This window comes from Nocardia testacea NBRC 100365, from assembly GCF_000308775.1.
GTDB lineage: Bacteria > Actinomycetota > Actinomycetes > Mycobacteriales > Mycobacteriaceae > Nocardia > Nocardia testacea.
Genome location: NZ_BAGJ01000112.1, coordinates 1 through 15,570 on the forward strand (window position 1 = coordinate 1; position 15,570 = coordinate 15,570).

Annotated in this window: 19 protein-coding genes and 1 pseudogene; 4 read left to right on the top strand and 16 right to left on the bottom strand. The window is 70.0% G+C overall.

Translation table 11 applies throughout. The features are described 5' to 3' along the window. Both ON38_RS16075 and yajC read right to left on the bottom strand, forming a co-directional pair. Positions 1–393: pseudogene (locus tag ON38_RS16075) on the bottom strand (protein translocase subunit SecD); the annotation flags it as partial. A gap of 104 nt (positions 394–497) precedes the next feature. After that, complete coding sequence (gene yajC, locus ON38_RS16080) at positions 498–869, bottom strand: preprotein translocase subunit YajC (RefSeq protein WP_039825622.1); 372 nt, start codon at positions 867–869, stop codon at positions 498–500. A 192-nt stretch (positions 870–1,061) separates the two neighbouring features. On the opposite strand from yajC, the gene ON38_RS16085 reads away from it, so the two are divergent. Further along, entirely contained in the window at positions 1,062–1,307 is a 246-nt protein-coding gene (locus ON38_RS16085) for a DivIVA domain-containing protein (protein WP_051164859.1), read from the top strand. A gap of 43 nt (positions 1,308–1,350) precedes the next feature. On the opposite strand, the gene ruvB is transcribed toward ON38_RS16085, so the two are convergent. From ruvB to ON38_RS16105, 4 genes are all read right to left on the bottom strand, one after another. Beyond that, positions 1,351–2,436 carry a Holliday junction branch migration DNA helicase RuvB gene (gene ruvB, locus ON38_RS16090; RefSeq protein ID WP_039825623.1) on the bottom strand — a complete coding sequence of 362 codons (1,086 nt, stop codon included), beginning with the start codon at positions 2,434–2,436 and terminating at the stop codon, positions 1,351–1,353. A gap of 6 nt (positions 2,437–2,442) precedes the next feature. Beyond that, the gene (gene ruvA, locus ON38_RS16095) at positions 2,443–3,045 is read right to left on the bottom strand and encodes a Holliday junction branch migration protein RuvA (RefSeq protein WP_039825624.1); all 603 of its coding nucleotides are present in this window, start codon (positions 3,043–3,045) and stop codon (positions 2,443–2,445) included. After that, positions 3,042–3,611: a crossover junction endodeoxyribonuclease RuvC gene (ruvC, locus tag ON38_RS16100; RefSeq protein ID WP_039825625.1), complete on the bottom strand. Its 570-nt coding sequence runs from the start codon at positions 3,609–3,611 to the stop codon at positions 3,042–3,044. The genes ruvA and ruvC overlap by 4 nt, the downstream gene beginning before the upstream one ends. A gap of 94 nt (positions 3,612–3,705) precedes the next feature. After that, a complete protein-coding gene (locus ON38_RS16105) occupies positions 3,706–4,230 on the bottom strand; it encodes an O-acetyl-ADP-ribose deacetylase (RefSeq protein WP_039825644.1) in 525 nt (174 codons plus the stop codon). Between the two features lie 167 nt (positions 4,231–4,397). On the opposite strand from ON38_RS16105, the gene ON38_RS16110 reads away from it, so the two are divergent. Continuing rightward, positions 4,398–4,799 carry a metalloregulator ArsR/SmtB family transcription factor gene (locus ON38_RS16110; RefSeq protein WP_051164860.1) on the top strand — a complete coding sequence of 134 codons (402 nt, stop codon included), beginning with the start codon at positions 4,398–4,400 and terminating at the stop codon, positions 4,797–4,799. Next, a complete protein-coding gene (locus ON38_RS16115; protein WP_039825626.1) occupies positions 4,796–5,290 on the top strand; it encodes an SRPBCC family protein in 495 nt (164 codons plus the stop codon). The genes ON38_RS16110 and ON38_RS16115 overlap by 4 nt, the downstream gene beginning before the upstream one ends. On the opposite strand, the gene ON38_RS16120 is transcribed toward ON38_RS16115, so the two are convergent. The 3 genes from ON38_RS16120 to ON38_RS16130 form a co-directional block, all read right to left on the bottom strand. Further along, on the bottom strand, positions 5,291–6,046 hold the full coding sequence (locus tag ON38_RS16120; protein ID WP_039825627.1) for a YebC/PmpR family DNA-binding transcriptional regulator: 756 nt from the start codon (positions 6,044–6,046) through the stop codon (positions 5,291–5,293). It abuts the gene before it with no gap. A gap of 12 nt (positions 6,047–6,058) precedes the next feature. After that, entirely contained in the window at positions 6,059–6,694 is a 636-nt protein-coding gene (pdxT, locus tag ON38_RS16125; RefSeq protein WP_039825646.1) for a pyridoxal 5'-phosphate synthase glutaminase subunit PdxT, read from the bottom strand. Between the two features lie 127 nt (positions 6,695–6,821). After that, complete coding sequence (locus ON38_RS16130; RefSeq protein WP_039825628.1) at positions 6,822–7,640, bottom strand: acyl-CoA thioesterase; 819 nt, start codon at positions 7,638–7,640, stop codon at positions 6,822–6,824. Positions 7,641–7,735: 95 nt separating this feature from the next. Here ON38_RS16130 and ON38_RS16135 point away from each other — a divergent pair, with 95 nt between their 5' ends. Continuing rightward, the gene (locus tag ON38_RS16135) at positions 7,736–8,350 is read left to right on the top strand and encodes a nucleoside/nucleotide kinase family protein (RefSeq protein ID WP_039825629.1); all 615 of its coding nucleotides are present in this window, start codon (positions 7,736–7,738) and stop codon (positions 8,348–8,350) included. Positions 8,351–8,543: 193 nt separating this feature from the next. On the opposite strand, the gene ON38_RS16140 is transcribed toward ON38_RS16135, so the two are convergent. From ON38_RS16140 to pgsA, 7 genes are all read right to left on the bottom strand, one after another. Continuing rightward, on the bottom strand, positions 8,544–9,278 hold the full coding sequence (locus ON38_RS16140) for an SDR family oxidoreductase (protein WP_039825630.1): 735 nt from the start codon (positions 9,276–9,278) through the stop codon (positions 8,544–8,546). A 125-nt stretch (positions 9,279–9,403) separates the two neighbouring features. Next, positions 9,404–10,297, bottom strand: a complete 894-nt coding sequence (locus ON38_RS16145; RefSeq protein ID WP_051164861.1) for a LysR family transcriptional regulator — start codon at positions 10,295–10,297, stop codon at positions 9,404–9,406. A gap of 117 nt (positions 10,298–10,414) precedes the next feature. After that, the gene (pdxS, locus tag ON38_RS16150; RefSeq protein WP_083872722.1) at positions 10,415–11,335 is read right to left on the bottom strand and encodes a pyridoxal 5'-phosphate synthase lyase subunit PdxS; all 921 of its coding nucleotides are present in this window, start codon (positions 11,333–11,335) and stop codon (positions 10,415–10,417) included. Positions 11,336–11,714: 379 nt separating this feature from the next. Continuing rightward, positions 11,715–12,758, bottom strand: coding sequence for an NUDIX domain-containing protein (locus ON38_RS16155; protein WP_039825649.1), 1,044 nt, complete (start codon positions 12,756–12,758; stop codon positions 11,715–11,717). Then, positions 12,758–13,882: a glycosyltransferase family 4 protein gene (locus ON38_RS16160; protein WP_039825631.1), complete on the bottom strand. Its 1,125-nt coding sequence runs from the start codon at positions 13,880–13,882 to the stop codon at positions 12,758–12,760. Before ON38_RS16160 ends, ON38_RS16155 begins: the two co-directional genes overlap by 1 nt. Beyond that, positions 13,879–14,850: a phosphatidylinositol mannoside acyltransferase gene (locus ON38_RS16165; protein WP_039825632.1), complete on the bottom strand. Its 972-nt coding sequence runs from the start codon at positions 14,848–14,850 to the stop codon at positions 13,879–13,881. The genes ON38_RS16160 and ON38_RS16165 overlap by 4 nt, the downstream gene beginning before the upstream one ends. Next, positions 14,847–15,515 carry a phosphatidylinositol phosphate synthase gene (gene pgsA, locus ON38_RS16170; protein ID WP_039825633.1) on the bottom strand — a complete coding sequence of 223 codons (669 nt, stop codon included), beginning with the start codon at positions 15,513–15,515 and terminating at the stop codon, positions 14,847–14,849. Before pgsA ends, ON38_RS16165 begins: the two co-directional genes overlap by 4 nt. Positions 15,516–15,570: the final 55 nt, after the last annotated feature.

The window sequence follows — 15,570 nt, forward strand, 5'->3', positions numbered from 1 at the left end:
CTGCGCGCTCGGGGCCGGGTTGTACTTCAGGACCGGCCGGATGTAGAGCTTGGCGGTGCTGGCGAGGGTGCGGGCCTGCTGGCTGTCCTCCCCCGGGACCGTGATGACCAGGTTGTCCCCGTCGATCACGACCTCTGATCCGGAGACGCCGAGACCGTTGACCCGGTTCTCGATGATCTCCTGCGCCTTGGCGAGACTGTCCTTGCTGGGCCGGTTCCCGTCGGGCGTTCGCGCGGTCAGGGTGACCCGGGTACCACCCTGTAGGTCGATGCCGAGTTTGGGTGTCGGTGACTTGTCACCGGTGAAGAACACCAGCGCGTAGATCGCGGCCACCAGCACGCCGAACAAGGCGAGCCAGCGGAATTGGTGCGCCGATCCCTGGGACGGTGGCACAGGTCGTCATCTCCTAGGCGGAAGTTCTGGGTGGAACGGCCACGGCACATGCCTATACCACCGGTTGCCCGGGATATCCGGTTCCGGTGGCCGGGCCGTGGTGATCAGTCCTTGGTCAGCCGGGTTTCGGTCTGCTCCGGGGTCTCCTCGGCGGCGGGGGCGTCGGCGGAGTCGGTCGACTCGGCGCCCTCGGTGCTGTCATCGGCGGTTTCGGCGTCGGTGTCATCGACGCGCACCTCGCGGATGGCCGCACGCAGCCAGGTGGTCACGACATCCTCGGCGATCTCGAGATCGACACTGGTGTCGTCGGCCTCGACCACGGTGCCGTACAGGCCCGAGGTGGTGGTGACCCGGTCACCGACCTTCAGACTGTCCTGCATCTGGGCGACTTTGTCGGCCTCTTTCTTCTGGCGGCGCATGCCCAGGAACATCGGCACGAGCAGCGCGACCAGTATGAGCGGAAACAGCAGATCCATGGTCGAAGTCAGTTCCTGATCTGGGTGGGGAGGGGGACAGGTACGCACACAGTCTGCCAGTTCTTCGGATCCGCGCCACACCCGCACGCCCGAACACGCGGTGTCCGGGTGGCGCCGGTGCCGGGCCGGTGGCACATCTCACCCTCCGGCCGACCCCCGGCGGGCAACGGCCGGCCCGGCGATAATCGACCGATGACTCCCGAGGAAGTTCACCAGATCACTTTCGCGCGTGCGCCGTTCGGCCGCCGCGGCTATCGGGAGCAGGATGTCGACGAACTGCTGGACCTTGTCGCGGCCGCCCTGGCCGGGCGGGCGACACTCACTTCCGAACACCTCGGCCGCGGTGTCCGCCCCGCCCCGGGCATTTTCGGGCGCGGCTACCACCCCGATCAGGTGGACGAGTTCCTCGAACGGGTGCGCCGCCGGTTCGGGTTCTGACCCGGCGCATCGGTCACCCGCGCACCGGCCGGGCGGACGGCGCTCAGTCGAACAGGTCGAGTGTCGGATGCGGTTCGCGGCCGCGTACCTCGAGTGCCCCGAACGCCAGGTCCGGGGGCGGTGTCAGGCCGAGATGCGCCCAGGCGGCCGCGGTCGCCACCCGGCCGCGCGGCGTCCGCGCGACCATTCCGGCCCGCACCAGGAACGGTTCGCATACCTCTTCGACCGTGGCCGGTTCCTCACCGACCGCCACCGCCAGCGTCGATACGCCCACCGGCCCCCCGCCGAAGCCCCGGACGAGGGCGCCCAGCACCGCGCGATCGAGCCGGTCCAGCCCCATCGGGTCGACGTCGTAGACCTCGAGCGCGGCCCGCGCGACCGCGAGGGTGATCAGGCCGTCGGCCCGGACCTCCGCGTAGTCGCGTACCCGGCGCAGCAGCCGGTTGGCGATACGGGGCGTCCCCCGGGAACGGCCCGCGATCTCGGCGGCGGCGTCGGTGTCGATGCGCACGCCGAGGATCTGCGCGGAGCGCTGCAGGATGAGCAGCAGTTCATCGGGTTCGTAGAAGTCCATATGCCCGGTGAAGCCGAACCGGTCGCGGAGCGGGCCGGTGAGCGCGCCCGCGCGGGTGGTGGCACCCACCAGGGTGAACGGGGCGATATCGAGCGGAATCGAGGTCGCGCCCGGCCCCTTGCCGACCACCACGTCGACCCGGAAATCCTCCATGGCCAGATACAGCATCTCCTCGGCAGGCCGGGCCATCCGGTGGATCTCGTCGATGAACAACACGTCTCCGGCGACCAGATTGCTGAGCATGGCGGCCAGATCACCCGCGCGCTCCAGGGCCGGACCGGAGGTGATGCGCAACGCGGTACCCAGTTCGGTGGCGATGATCATCGCCAGACTCGTCTTGCCCAGCCCCGGTGGGCCCGACAGCAGGATGTGGTCGGGTGTACCGCCCCGCGCCCGGGCGCCGCGCAGCACCAGGGTGAGCTGTTCGCGTACCCGCGGCTGACCGATGAAACCGTCGAGCGAGGTGGGGCGCAGTCCGGAGTCGGTGTCCCCGTCGGAGGCCAGGTAGCCGGCACTGACCGGTGATTCCGGGGTGACGTGGTCGTCGTATTCCATCGCGGCCTAGCGGTTCCTGCCCAGCATCCCGAGCGCGGCGCGCAGCGCGGCCGAATTGCCGGCGTCGGGGTTCTCGGCCAGCACCGCGTCCACGGCCGGTTCGGCCTGTTTGAGGCCGAACCCGAGGCCGGTGAGCGCCTCCACGACCTGGTCGCGAACGGGGGTACGGAGGGGCGCGGCGGCGGACGCGCTCCCCGCCGGCACCGGCACCAGGTTCACCTTGTCCCGCAGTTCCACGACCATCCGCTCGGCACCGCGTTTACCGATCCCGGGCACCCGGGTGAGCGCCGCGATATCGCCGGCGGCCAGTGCCTTGCGCAGCGCCTCGGGTTCCAGCACCGCCAGCACCGCCATGGCCAGCCGCGGACCCACCCCGGATACGGTCTGCAACAGGCCGAACAGATCACGCGACTCGGTGTCGGCGAATCCGTAGAGGGTCATCGAATCCTCCCGCACGATCAGTGCGGTGAACAGCGTGGCCTCCGCCCCACGGGTGAGCCCGGCCAGAGTCGCGGGGGTGGCATTGAGCTGATACCCGACACCCGATGCCTCCAGCACCACGTGATCGAGGGCGAGTTCGAGGACTTCGCCGCGTATGGACGCGATCACCCGCGTACCGCCTTCCGCTGCTGTTCCAGTCGTTGTGTGTACTGCTGCCGGGCCCGTTCGGCGAGGGCTTCGGCCCGGGCCATCCGCTCCAGCAGCGGCGCCCGCCAGCAATGACAGATGGCGAGCGCCAGCGCGTCGGCGGCATCGGCCGGTTTCGGCGGAGCCGCGAGCCCGAGAATTCGGGTGACCATGGCGGTCACCTGTTTCTTGTCCGCGCCGCCGTTACCGGTGACGGCCGCCTTCACCTCACTGGGAGTATGGAACATGACCGGGATATCGCGGCGCGCGGCCGCCAGGGCGATGACCCCGCCCGCCTGCGCGGTACCCATGGCGGTGCGCACATTGTGCTGTGCGAACACCCGCTCGATCGCCACCACCTCGGGCCGGTGGGCTTCCATCCATCCCTCGGCGGCATCGGAGATCCGCAGCAACCGCTGGGCCAGGTCCATCTCGGCCGGGGTACGGACCACCTCCACCGCGATCGCCCGCACGGTGCGCCCCGCACCCCCTTCGACCATGCTCACCCCACACCGGGTGAGCCCGGGGTCGACGCCCATCACCCGCACCGACGAATCCCTTCCCAGAACGAACAGTTGTTCGAAGTCTAGTGCAGGACCGGGTATCTCGGCGCCAGGGACACGAGCCCGGCTCGGCGGGCGCTCAGCGGGCCTGCTGCGCTGCGAAGATGTCGTACGCGGCGGCGTCGTACAGCACGAACCGCACTTCCTCGACCCGGGTGTCGGCAGCGCGGACGGTATCGAGCGCGATCCGGGCCGCGTCCTCCATCGGCCAGCGGTACACACCGGTGGAGATCGCCGGGAACGCGACCGTGCGCGCGCCCAGTTCGTCCGCGACCCGTAGCGATTCGCGGTAGCAGGAAGCCAGCAGCGGCGCGAGTTGCGCCGCGCGGTCGCCGCGGGCCGACCACACCGGGCCGACCGTGTGGATGACCCACCGGGCCGGCAGGTCGCCGGCCGTGGTCGCCACCGCCTGCCCGGTGGGCAGTCCGCGGGGATAGTCGGTCTCCCGTAGCCGCCGGCACTCGGCCAGGATCGCCGGTCCTCCGCGCCGGTGTATCGCACCGTCCACGCCTCCGCCGCCGAGCAGTTCCGAGTTGGCGGCATTGACCACCGCGTCGACCTGCTGCTCGGTGATATCCCCGTGCACGAGAGTCACAGCGACCATGCCGCCATTGTGCCGCCGGCCGCCGCTCCGCCCCCGGTGGCACGCCCGCCCTCCCCCGATCGAGACCTGCGGGTCCGGCGCCGCGCGACCGGTGCCGATCGGCTGCGCGGCGGGGTCCACCGCCGGACCGGTGGACAAAAGCGTAACCAACTAGTTACGCTTTTCGGGTGGACGAGGTGGCGGCGGCAGTGGCCGACCCGGTACGGCGGGAAATCCTGGAGATGCTGCGCGGCAGCCGGCACACCGCGGGCGCGATCGCCGCCCGCTTCCCGATCAGCCGGCCCGCGATCAGCCGGCATCTGCGGGTGCTCCGCGACAGCGGCCTGGTCCGCGACGAACTGGTGGGACGGCAGCGTTACTACGCCCTGGACACCGCACCACTGCGTGAGTTGCGCACCTGGCTCGCCGCCCTGGACGAGCCGGCGGCGTGGGAGCACCGGCTGGACGCGCTCGCCACCGAAGTCCACCGGACCCGGCGCGAGCGCAGGGCCACCGCCGCCCGGCCACATCCCGGACCGCCGCCTCCGGGCGCCCCGGAAACTTCCGACAACGAGGAGAACTCGGCATGACCATCCGCCCCACCGGCCGTCTGGAGAACACACCGGCCGGACACGATCTGGTCCTCACCCGGACCTATCGCGCGCCCATCACCGACGTCTGGGCCAGTATCACCGAATCCGAACGCACCGCCCGCTGGTTCGGGCCGTGGCAGGGCGAGCCCGGACCGGGCCGGACGATACAGGTGCGGTTGTCCTACGAGGAGGGGCAACCGTGGAGCGAGTACACCGTCGACGCGTGCGAGCCGCCGTATCGCCTCGCTCTGCGCGCCGTCGACGAGCACGGCAGCTGGCATCTCGAGGTCACGCTCACCGAACACGACGGGCAGACCGAACTCGTCTTCGTCCACCACCTGGTCGCGCCCGACCAGCTGCCCGAGATCGGGCCGGGCTGGGATTACTACCTGGACATGCTCGGGGCGTCGCGCACGGATGCGCGACGCCCCGATTTCGACGACTACTACCCCGCCCTGCGGAGCTACTACGCCGGCCTCGCCGGTTAGTCAGTCGGCGTCCAGTTCGGCCAGTACCTCGTCGGAGATATCGACATTGGTGTACACGTTCTGGACGTCGTCACTGTCCTCCAGCGCGTCGACCAGTTTGAACACCTTGCGGGCGCCGTCCGCGTCGACCGCGACGCTCACCGACGGCTGGAACCCGGATTCGGCGGAGTCGTAGTCGATATCGGCCGACTGCAGCGCCTTGCGGACCTCGATCAGATCACCGGGCTCGCTGATGATCTCGAACGATTCACCGAGGTCGTTGACCTCCTCGGCGCCGGCGTCCAGCACCGCCAGCAGCACATCGTCCTCGGACAGCCCGTTCTTCTCCAGGGTGACGATGCCCTTGCGGTGGAACAGGTAGGACACCGACCCCGGATCGGCCATGTTCCCGCCGTTGCGGGTCATGGCGACGCGGACCTCACCGGCAGCCCGGTTGCGGTTGTCGGTGAGGCATTCGATCAGGACAGCGACACCGTTGGGCCCGTAGCCCTCGTACATGATGGTCTGCCAGTCGGCGCCGCCGGCTTCCTCGCCACCGCCGCGTTTACGTGCCCGCTCGATATTGTCGTTGGGAACCGACGATTTCTTGGCCTTCTGGATGGCGTCGAACAACGTCGGGTTGCCTTCCGGATCGCCACCGCCGGTCCGGGCCGCCACCTCGATGTTCTTGATCAGCTTGGCGAAGAGCTTGCCACGCTTAGCATCGATCGCCGCCTTCTTGTGCTTGGTGGTGGCCCATTTGGAGTGGCCGCTCATTCCCTACTTCCTTCAGGTCGATGGCACGGTATCGGTCGACAACGCTACGCCACGGACCAGATCGACGAACATTCGGTGCACACGGTGATCACCGGTGACTTCCGGGTGGAAGGCCGTGGCCAGTACGCGGCCCTGCCGGACGGCGACGATCCGGCCGGCGGCCGGACCGCTCGGGACCCGGGCCAGTACCTCCACACTGTCACCGGCACGTTCGACCCACGGCGCGCGAATGAAGACCGCCCGGACCGGGTCGCCGGACAGCCCGGCGAAGTCGATATCGGTTTCGAAGGAGTCGACCTGACGACCGAAAGCGTTGCGGCGCACGGTCATATCTATTCCGTCGAGATGCTTCGCGTCGGGCCGGGTGTCGAGCACCTCGCTCGCCAGCAGGATCATCCCGGCACACGATCCGAACGCCGGCATCCCGGCGCGCAGCCGCGCGCGCAACGGTTCGAGCAGTTCGAAGATCTCGAGCAATTTGCTGATCGCGGTGGATTCCCCACCGGGCAACACCAGCGCGTCGACGGCGGCCAGTTCGGCGGGCCGGCGGACCAGAACCGGCCGCGCCCCGCATTCGGCGAGCGCCGCGATATGTTCCCGGACGTCACCCTGCAGGGCCAGTACCCCGATGGTGGGCCGGTCGGGCACGGCACCGGTCGCCGGCGGGGCCGCTGGTTCCGAAGCGATCGCAGACTCGTTCACCTGTGCGAGCTTACGAGCCGAACCGGTGTGCCCGGGCTCACGCCGGTGCCGGAGCGCGCCGGAGCTGCCCCGGCTAGGAACGCAGGGTCCGGATCAGTCCCTCCTGGACCACGGCGGCGACCAGCCGGCCGCTCCGGTCGAAGATCTTGCCGCCGGTCAGCGCGCGGCCGAACCCGGCCGACGGCGACGACTGGTCGTAGAGCAGCCAGTCGTCGGTGCGGAACGGCCGCAGGAACCACATCGCGTGGTCGAGCGAAGCGTTCTGGGTGGGCTCGTCGGGATGGGTGACCTTGGAGGAGCCGAGCAGCGTCATATCGCTCATATAGGCCAGCGTGCACACATGGAACAGCGGATCGTCGGGCAGCGGATGCCGGTAGCGGAACCACACCTGCTGCGGGGAGACGACCCCGGGTCGTTGGGTCACCCGCTCCGGCGGCACGGGCCGGATATCCCAGTGCTCCCATTCCCGCATGGCCCACAGCCGCTCGGGATCCATGCTGGTCGCGGCATCGGGAAGATCGTCCGGCGGTTCCACCTCGGCCATCTCGTCCTGGTGCGACGGGCCCTCGTCACCGAGGTGGAAGGACGCCGACATGGTGAATATCGCGTCGCCGTCCTGGACCCCGGTGACCCGGCGGGTGCAGAAGGAGCGACCGTCGCGGATACGGTCCACCAGGTAGACGGTGGGCGCCCCCGGATTACCGGGCCGCAGGAAGTAGCCGTGCAGGGAATGCACCTGGAACCGCGGCTCCACCGTGCGCACCGCCGACACCAGCGCCTGGCCCGCCACCTGGCCGCCGAACGTACGCGGCAGCTGGGTCTTGGTGGACGCGCCGCGGAAGATGTCCCGCTCGAGGCGTTCGATCTCCAGTGCCTCTTCGATAGTCGCCATCCGCCGAGATTATCCCGAACCCCCGGTTCTCCCACGATCCGGTCACCGGTAATCCCCGTCACCGACCGTTCCACCGGACCTGCTGTGATGGTCCGGTGCCGCGTTTCACTCCGACCACCCCGGACGCTCTCGCCGAACTACTGACCCGGGAGCTGCGGACGCTGGACGGGTACCGGGTGGTCGGTGTCGACGGCGCCGACGCGGCGCGCCCGCTCGCGTTCGCGGGTCGCGTCGCCGAATGGGTGCGGGCCGACGGCCGGCCCGCCGAAACGGTGTCGCTGCACGATTACGTCCGGCCCGCCTCGCTGCGGATGGAGTTCGGCCGCGACGAGAACTCCTATCGCACCGGCTGGTTCGACTATTCGGCGCTGCGGCGCGAAGTACTCGACGCGGTGCGCGACACCGGTACGTGGCTGCCCGCGCTGTGGGACGAGGCCGCCGATCGCTCCGCGCGGGCCCGCCGGCGCACCGCGCTGCCCGGGACCGTGCTGTTCGTGGCGGGCCCCATGCTGCTGGGTCGCGGCCTGGACTTCGACCGGGCCGTCCACCTCGACCTCAGCGCGGCCGCGCTCACCCGCGGCGTCCCGGACGACGAGGCCTGGACCGTGCCGGCACTGCTCGCCCACGATCGAGAACACGGCGGGACAGCGGAGTACTTCGTGCGCTGGGACCACCCCGACCGCCCTGCCCTGCGCACCGGCACCGGCTGACCGAGCGGCAACCGGCCGATCGGCCGGTTCACGCCGGATACCGACGAGCGACGAGGCGATCTCGATCTCCTCTGTGAATACATCCCGGCGAGCACGACCTGCCGCCCGGCGGGGTCTCGTCGGGCCGGGCGCCGCTCCGCGCCGGTCGCGCCGGCACGAAACGGGCCTCCTCGCCGCAGCCGCGGCCGACACATCAGACCAGCCGGTGGCCGCCGTCCGCGTGCAGCACGGTGCCGGTGACGAACGGGTTGCGCATGAGCGCGAGTATCGCGGCCGCGATATCGCCGGGCCGCCCGATCCGGCCCACCGGTAGCCGCGCCGCCATGTCCCGCTGCCGCTGCACCGGGTCACCACCATCGATCGACTCCCAGATCGGCGTGTCCACCCACCCGGGCGAAATCACATTGACGCGGGTCGGCGCGAGTTCGAGGGCCAGCGCGTAGGCCAGCGAGGCCACGCCGCCGTTGACGGCGGCGACCAGCGCCGAACCCGGGCCCGGCCGATAGGCGGCGATACCCGAGGTCAGCACGAGCGAACCACCCGGTCCGAAATCGGCGTACTTGGCGACCAGTGCGGGACCGAAGAGTTTCGTATCGACGAGAGCCCGGGTCGCCGCGGGTTCGAAGGATCGGATGGGCGCGTACATGCCCCGCACATCGGCGGCGGTGACGATCGCGTGGTCGATCCGGCCGAGGTCGGCGAACAGCGTCTCGACCTCGGATTCCCGGGTGATGTCGACCTGCCGGGTGCGCACCGCGCCGGGCCCGGCGGGCAGCGTGGCCGACGCCGTCGCGAGCCGGTCGGCGGACCGGCCGGCGATCACCACCTCGGCACCCGTGCCGACGAGTTCCCGGGCGAGGGCGAGTCCCATTCCGGAGCTGCCACCGATGATGACGACCCGTTCGGCCGCCGTGGTATCTGCTGTCATGGCGCCAGTCGACCACCGCCGAGATCCCCGGTCCATGTGGTACTCACACACCACTGTTCGGTTCCGGCGAACACCGCAGTTGAGGGTAGTTGAGGGCGCCTGTGCGCCCCCTCGCGGAAGGCGGTTCAGACTTCCCCGGGTCCGGTGAGCACACCGGCGGGCAGCGTCGCGAGCACGCCCCGCAGCACCGGATGGCGACTGTCGCGCGGCCAGGCCGCGACGTAGGTGACGATCAGGGGATCACCCGGGAAGGCACGCCAGACCAAGCCCGGGCGTCGTGCCCGCAGCGACCCCACCCCCACCACATCGTCACGAGACGGCAGCACCGACACCATCTGGGCATGGCCGAGCACACTGTCGCTGAGCCGCATCCGCACGCCTCGCGCGCGGAACTCGTCGAGCAGGCGGTCGTAGAGCCCGGGAGCCACGTCGCGCGGAAAGAGAATGAGTTCGTGCCCGTCCAGATCCTCCGGAGTCAGGGTCGCGGTGACGGCGAGCGGATGGCCGGCCGACATGAGGACCCCGAGTTCCTCGGCAGCCACGGGGCGCCGGCCGAAGGCGGCAGGCAACTGAACCGGTGCCCGCAACAGCGCCAGATCCACCGCGCCCGCGGCCAGCAGCGCGGCCTGTTCGGCGGTGGTACCGCCGGTCAGCACCGTCCGGGCACCCGGAACCGCGGCCCCGGCCAGTTCGCCGATCCGGGTGGGAAGCCAGGGCGGTGCGCCGTTGACGAGCCCGAGGCGCAGGCGCGGATCGTCGACCCCGCCCGCGCGCCGGGCCGACCGGACCGCCTCGTCGGCGGCGCGCAACACCTCACGACCCGACGCCAGCAGTGCCGCTCCGGCCGGAGTCAATTCGGTCCGGCGGCCACGCAGCACCAGCGGGGTGCCGAGTTCCCGTTCCAGGACCTTCAGCTGCTGGCTGAGGGTGGGTGTGGTGATGAACAAGCGGTCGGCGGCGCGACCGAAATGCAGTTCCTCGGCGAGGACGACGAAATACCGCAGCTGCCGCAGTTCCATCCGCGCCGCGCTACCGGGCCGAGCGTGAAGCGCCGCCGCGCGGCGGCACCGGATCGCTGCCGCCGGCACCCGCCCGGCACCCGGGCGGTGCGGTGTGGCCGCGGTTCCGCGCGCCGATCACCACCCGCGTTCGGCCAGCCGGTGCGGCTGCGGGATCTCGTCCACATTGATGCCGACCATCGCCTCGCCCAGCCCGCGCGACACCTTGGCGAGCACATCGGGGTCGTCGTAGAACGTGGTCGCCTTGACGATCGCGCTCGCGCGCTGGGCCGGGTTACCGGATTTGAAGATGCCCGATCCGACGAAAACGCCCTCGGCCCCGAGCTGCATCATCATGGCCGCGTCGGCCGGGGTGGCGATACCGCCGGCGGTGAACAGCACGACGGGCAGTTTGCCGGTCTCGGCGATCTCCTTGACCAGTTCGTAGGGCGCCTGGAGTTCTTTGGCGGCGACGAACAGTTCGTCGGTGGGCAGCGACGTCAGCCGGGTGATCTCCTGCCGGATCTTGCGCATATGGGTGGTGGCGTTGGACACGTCGCCGGTGCCGGCCTCGCCCTTGGAGCGGATCATGGCCGCGCCCTCGGTGATCCGGCGCAGTGCCTCACCGAGATTGGTGGCGCCGCAGACGAACGGCACCGTGAAGTTCCACTTGTCGATGTGGTTGGCGTAGTCGGCCGGGGTGAGGACCTCGGATTCGTCGATGTAGTCGACCCCGAGGCTCTGGAGCACCTGGGCTTCGACGAAATGCCCGATCCGGGCCTTGGCCATCACCGGGATGGAGACCGCTTCGATGATCCCGTCGATCATGTCCGGGTCGCTCATCCGGGACACCCCGCCCTGGGCACGGATATCGGCCGGCACCCGCTCGAGCGCCATGACCGCGACCGCACCGGCGTCCTCGGCGATCTTGGCCTGCTCCGGGGTGACGACATCCATGATCACCCCGCCCTTGAGCATCTCGGCCATACCGCGCTTCACGCGGGCGGTACCGGCCTCGCGGGTCGCGTCGGGGGTCTGGGTGGTCTCGGGCGTGGTCACGGCAGCTCCTGTGTCTGTTGCCAGGTGGATCGTCGATGAACACCACGATTCTAGGTGGGGCGACAAACCGGCTTCATAGCCAGTTGACGCACACTGGACTGGCATCCACCTGCGATTTTGCAGCGGCCTCGGGATACTGGACCGGAAAACGACGCCGCCGGACCGGTGTGACACCGGCCCGGCGGGACACTACGAACCGATTCAGATCGGATCGACCACCAGCAGCTTCGCCCAGTATTCGGCGGCGCCGGGGCCCAGAATAGGCAACAGGTAATCGAACAGGATGTAGGACACGTATTCACCTCCACACACCGAATCGACACATCCTCGGCGTGTCAAACCGTCTGCGACCCTATCACGCCAGTGAGCCCGGTCACATTCACCGGATGGAGCGGACCTCCGGATCGTCCGCGGCGTCGGCCGCCGCCGCGGCTTCCGCGAGCAGTTCGTCCAGCTGGTAGGGATACACCATCTCACCTGCGGCGACGTGCGCCCGGATCTCGTCCGGGCCGCACCACTGGTTCCCGGTGATGGAGCGCTGCTCCACATAGGTGAAATCGGCGGCTTCGGGTTCGAACCGCGGTACCCGCAGCGCGAAGAACAGCTCCTCGGAGCGGATCAGATCACCGTTGAACGGGAAGACCGCCACCCGCCGCCAGATCGGGCCGCGCAGGGCGGCCGGATCGGCGGTGAGCCCGGTTTCCTCGTACACCTCGCGCACCGCGGCTTCGCGCAGACTCTCCCCCGGCTCCACCCCGCCGCCGACGGTGAACCAGAACGACACCTCCGGGGCGAGCGGATCGTGGCCGCGCATGAGCAGGATGCGATCCTGTTCGTCGAGCAGGGCCACCCGTGCCGAGACCCGCGTGGTGTCGACCTCCAGCCCGGTCGAAGCCGCGGGGGTGGCCCGTTCGGCGATCTCGAAATAGGTCGGCGTGGGCGCGGTACCGCCGAGGTGCAGCCAGCGCACCGGGCGACGGGTCCGCAGCGCCAGCGTGTCGCGTACGGCGTCGTTGTGGAACCGACGGGCGATCAGCACCCGGGCCTCGGCATCGGCCAGTTCGGCGACCTGCTGGGTGGGCAGCCGGGCGATATCGACGGCCGACAGGGCGGCCGCCAGCTGGTTCTCCACGGTTTCCCGGTCTTCGCGGCCGGTACGTTCGGCGCGGTCGGCCAGTGCGGTGAGCCGCCGGGCGGACTCGGCCGTATCGGGCTCCGGGTCCGCACCGGACAGCGAAGTCGCCACCGCCCGGGCCACCACGGCCCGGCGGGCCAGCGCCGCCTCCAGCGCATGCCAGGCCAGATCGGTGCGCACATGCAGGCGGTCGAGCCGGTTCGCGGTGGAATAGGCCCACACCCCGAGTGCGACCACGAGAGCGGCGACCAGCGCGAGAACGAGAACCGTGGTCGCGGAGAAAGTGATCATCCGGCCACCCGGACCCGCAGATCGCCCACCACCACGGTTTCGTAGACCCGCAGGATCTGTTCGGCCACCACCGGCCAGTCGTAGGTGCCCACCACCTGGGTCGCCGTGCGCACCAGTTCGCTGCGCCGGGACTCGTCGGTGAGCATCGTGTCCAGGGCATCGGCCAGGGCCGCCGCATCACCGATCGGCACCAGCAGCCCGGCGGCGCCGTCGCGCAGGACCCGTCGGAAGGCATCCAGTTCACTGGCCACCACGGCGGTCCCGGCGGCCATGGCCTCGATGAGGATGATCCCGAAACTCTCCCCGCCCAGATTCGGCGCCACATAGACATCGGCGCTGCGCATGGCCGAGGCCTTCTCCGCGTCCGAGACCTGGCCGAGGAAGCGCAGGTGCCGGGCCAGCGGGCCGGCCTCCCGGCGCAGCCGGTCCTCGTCGCCGCGGCCGACGACCAGGACCTCCACCTCGGGATGCCGGGCGACCAGGGCCGGCAGCGCCCCCAGCAGCACCTGCATGCCCTTGCGCGGCTCGTCGTAGCGTCCGAGGAACAGGACGGTACCGCCCGGGCGCGGGTAGCCGGGCAGCCGCGGCGCGCGGGCGAACGCCTGCACATCGACCCCGTTCGGGATCTCCACCGCATCGGAACCGAGTGCCTCCACCTGCCAGCGGCGGGCCAGTTCCGAAACCGCGATCCGGCCACTGATCTTCTCGTGATAGGGCCGCAGCACACCCTGGAATGTGGCCAATACCAGGGATTTCGTCGTCGAGGTGTGGAAGGTGGCCACGATCGGGCCCTCGGCGATCTTCAGAGCCAGCATGGACAGGCTGGGCGCATTGGGTTCGTGGATGTGCAGGACATCGAACTCATTGCTCTCGATCCAGCGGCGGATCCGGGTGTAGGCGGTCGGCCCGAAGGAGAGCCGGGCCACCGAACCGTTGTACGGGATCGCCACCGCGCGCCCGGCGGAGACGACGAAATCCGGGAGCTCGGTCGTCTCGGCGGCCGGCGCCAGCACACTCACCTTGTGCCCGCGCTCCAGGAAGACCTGCGCCAGCTCCACCACATGCGCCTGCACACCCCCCGGCACGTCGAACGAGTAGGGACAGACCATGCCGATTCTCATGGGGCGCGGTCTCCACCGGCTTCGATCGAATAGGTTTCGCGCCGCGCCTGTTCGGCGTGGATGCGGTCCAGCCGGGCCTCGGACAGATCCGTTTCCCACAGCGGCTGCAACATATGCCAGTCGGCCGGGTGCTCGGCGATCCCGGCGGCGAAACAATCCGCCAGCGCCTGGGTCGCGGCCGCGACACCGGCGGTGACATCCAGTGGTTCCCGGGTGCGGACGACCCAGCCCTCACGGCCGCGGTCGTCCACGGTGAACGAGACGTGTACCGGCATGAGCGCGGCACCGGTTTCCACGGCGAGCGCGGCCGCTCCGGCGGGCATCCAGGTGCGTTCGCCGAAGAAGGTGACCGGGACACCGCGACCGGTGAGGTCGCGCTCCCCCATCAGGCAGACGATCTTGTTGTCGCGCAACCGCTGCGCCAGCGCGGTGAACGGCGGCTGCTCGCCCCCGGTCAGCGGGAACACCTCGAAGCCCAGACTCTCCCGGTAGGCGACGAACCGTTCGAACAGCGATTCCGGTTTCAGCCGCTCGGCCACGGTGGTGAAGGTGCCGTAGTTCTGGACCAGCCACGTACCGGCCATATCCCAGTTGCCCGAATGCGGCAGGACGAACACCACGCCGCGACCACGGGCCAGCGCGGCATCCAGGTGTTCGCGGCCGATCACCACGATCCGGCCCGACTCCACCAGTTCGGCATGATCCATCGTCGGCAGCCGGAAAGCCTCCCGCCAGTAGCGGGCGTAGGAACGCATACTCGCCCGCACGAGTTCGTCGGATACGGCCTCCGCGGGCACCCCGACCACCCGGGCCAGGTTGCGCCGCAACTGGACCGGTCCACCCTTGCGGGCCGCGAAATCCGCGCCCCGGTCGAACACGGTGCGCGCCATACGCTCCGGAAGGGCGCGCACCAGCCGCCAGCCCGCGGCGTATCCGCGGTCGCTCAGGTTCGCCCGCCACCCGCTCACGACGGTTGCTCCGTTCCATTGTTCGCGGCGCCCAGGATCTCACGGGCACCGGGCGAATTGCGCACGGCCAGCACCCGCTGACCCACCGTCACGATGCTGAGTACGGCGAGGATCCACATCGCCACATGCACGGCCCAGGTGAGCCATTCGATCCCCCAGTACCCGCCGATCCCGGTGAGCCCGGCACCCACCAGCACGATCACCAGCCGGTCCGGGCGTTCGATCAGTCCCCCGTCGGCGGACAGCCCGCTGGCCTCGGCCCGGGCCTTCGCGTAGGAGATGACCTGCGAGGTCACCAGGACGACCAGGGTGGCCACGAAGAGTGGTTTGCTCTGTTCGTGGTAGACAGCCCACCAGGCCAGCGCACCGAAGATGGCGCCGTCGGCCACGCGGTCGCAGGTCGCGTCGAGAACCGCCCCGTAGCGGGTCCCACCGCCGCGGGCCCGGGCCATCGCGCCGTCGAGCATGTCGAACATGACGAACAACCAGATGAGCATGGTCCCCCAGAACAGATGCCCGGTGGGGAACAGCGTGACCGCGGCGGCGATCGAGGCGGCGGTACCGATGAGGGTGACCGCGTCGGGAGTGAGGCCGGTGCCGACCAGTGCCCTACCCAGCGGCGCGGTGGCCTTGGCGAAGGTCGCCCGGCCGAAGATGCTCAGCACCTACCCCTCCTGCTCTGCCCGGCGGGTCACCCGTACCCGTCCGGCTGCGGCGAGC

Excerpts from the sequence above, each read along its gene's own strand:
- ON38_RS16115 (WP_039825626.1), top strand. The coding sequence starts at position 4,796 with ATGACCATCCGCCCCACCGGCCGTCTGGAGAACACACCGGCCGGACAC.
- ON38_RS16140 (WP_039825630.1), bottom strand. The coding sequence starts at position 9,278 with ATGACAGCAGATACCACGGCGGCCGAACGGGTCGTCATCATCGGTGGC.
- ON38_RS16145 (WP_051164861.1), bottom strand. The coding sequence starts at position 10,297 with ATGGAACTGCGGCAGCTGCGGTATTTCGTCGTCCTCGCCGAGGAACTG.
- ON38_RS16130 (WP_039825628.1), bottom strand. The coding sequence starts at position 7,640 with ATGGCGACTATCGAAGAGGCACTGGAGATCGAACGCCTCGAGCGGGAC.
- ON38_RS16085 (WP_051164859.1), top strand. The coding sequence starts at position 1,062 with ATGACTCCCGAGGAAGTTCACCAGATCACTTTCGCGCGTGCGCCGTTC.
- yajC (WP_039825622.1), bottom strand. The coding sequence starts at position 869 with ATGGATCTGCTGTTTCCGCTCATACTGGTCGCGCTGCTCGTGCCGATG.
- ON38_RS16120 (WP_039825627.1), bottom strand. The coding sequence starts at position 6,046 with ATGAGCGGCCACTCCAAATGGGCCACCACCAAGCACAAGAAGGCGGCG.
- ruvB (WP_039825623.1), bottom strand. The coding sequence starts at position 2,436 with ATGGAATACGACGACCACGTCACCCCGGAATCACCGGTCAGTGCCGGC.
- ON38_RS16105 (WP_039825644.1), bottom strand. The coding sequence starts at position 4,230 with ATGGTCGCTGTGACTCTCGTGCACGGGGATATCACCGAGCAGCAGGTC.
- ON38_RS16160 (WP_039825631.1), bottom strand. The coding sequence starts at position 13,882 with ATGAGAATCGGCATGGTCTGTCCCTACTCGTTCGACGTGCCGGGGGGT.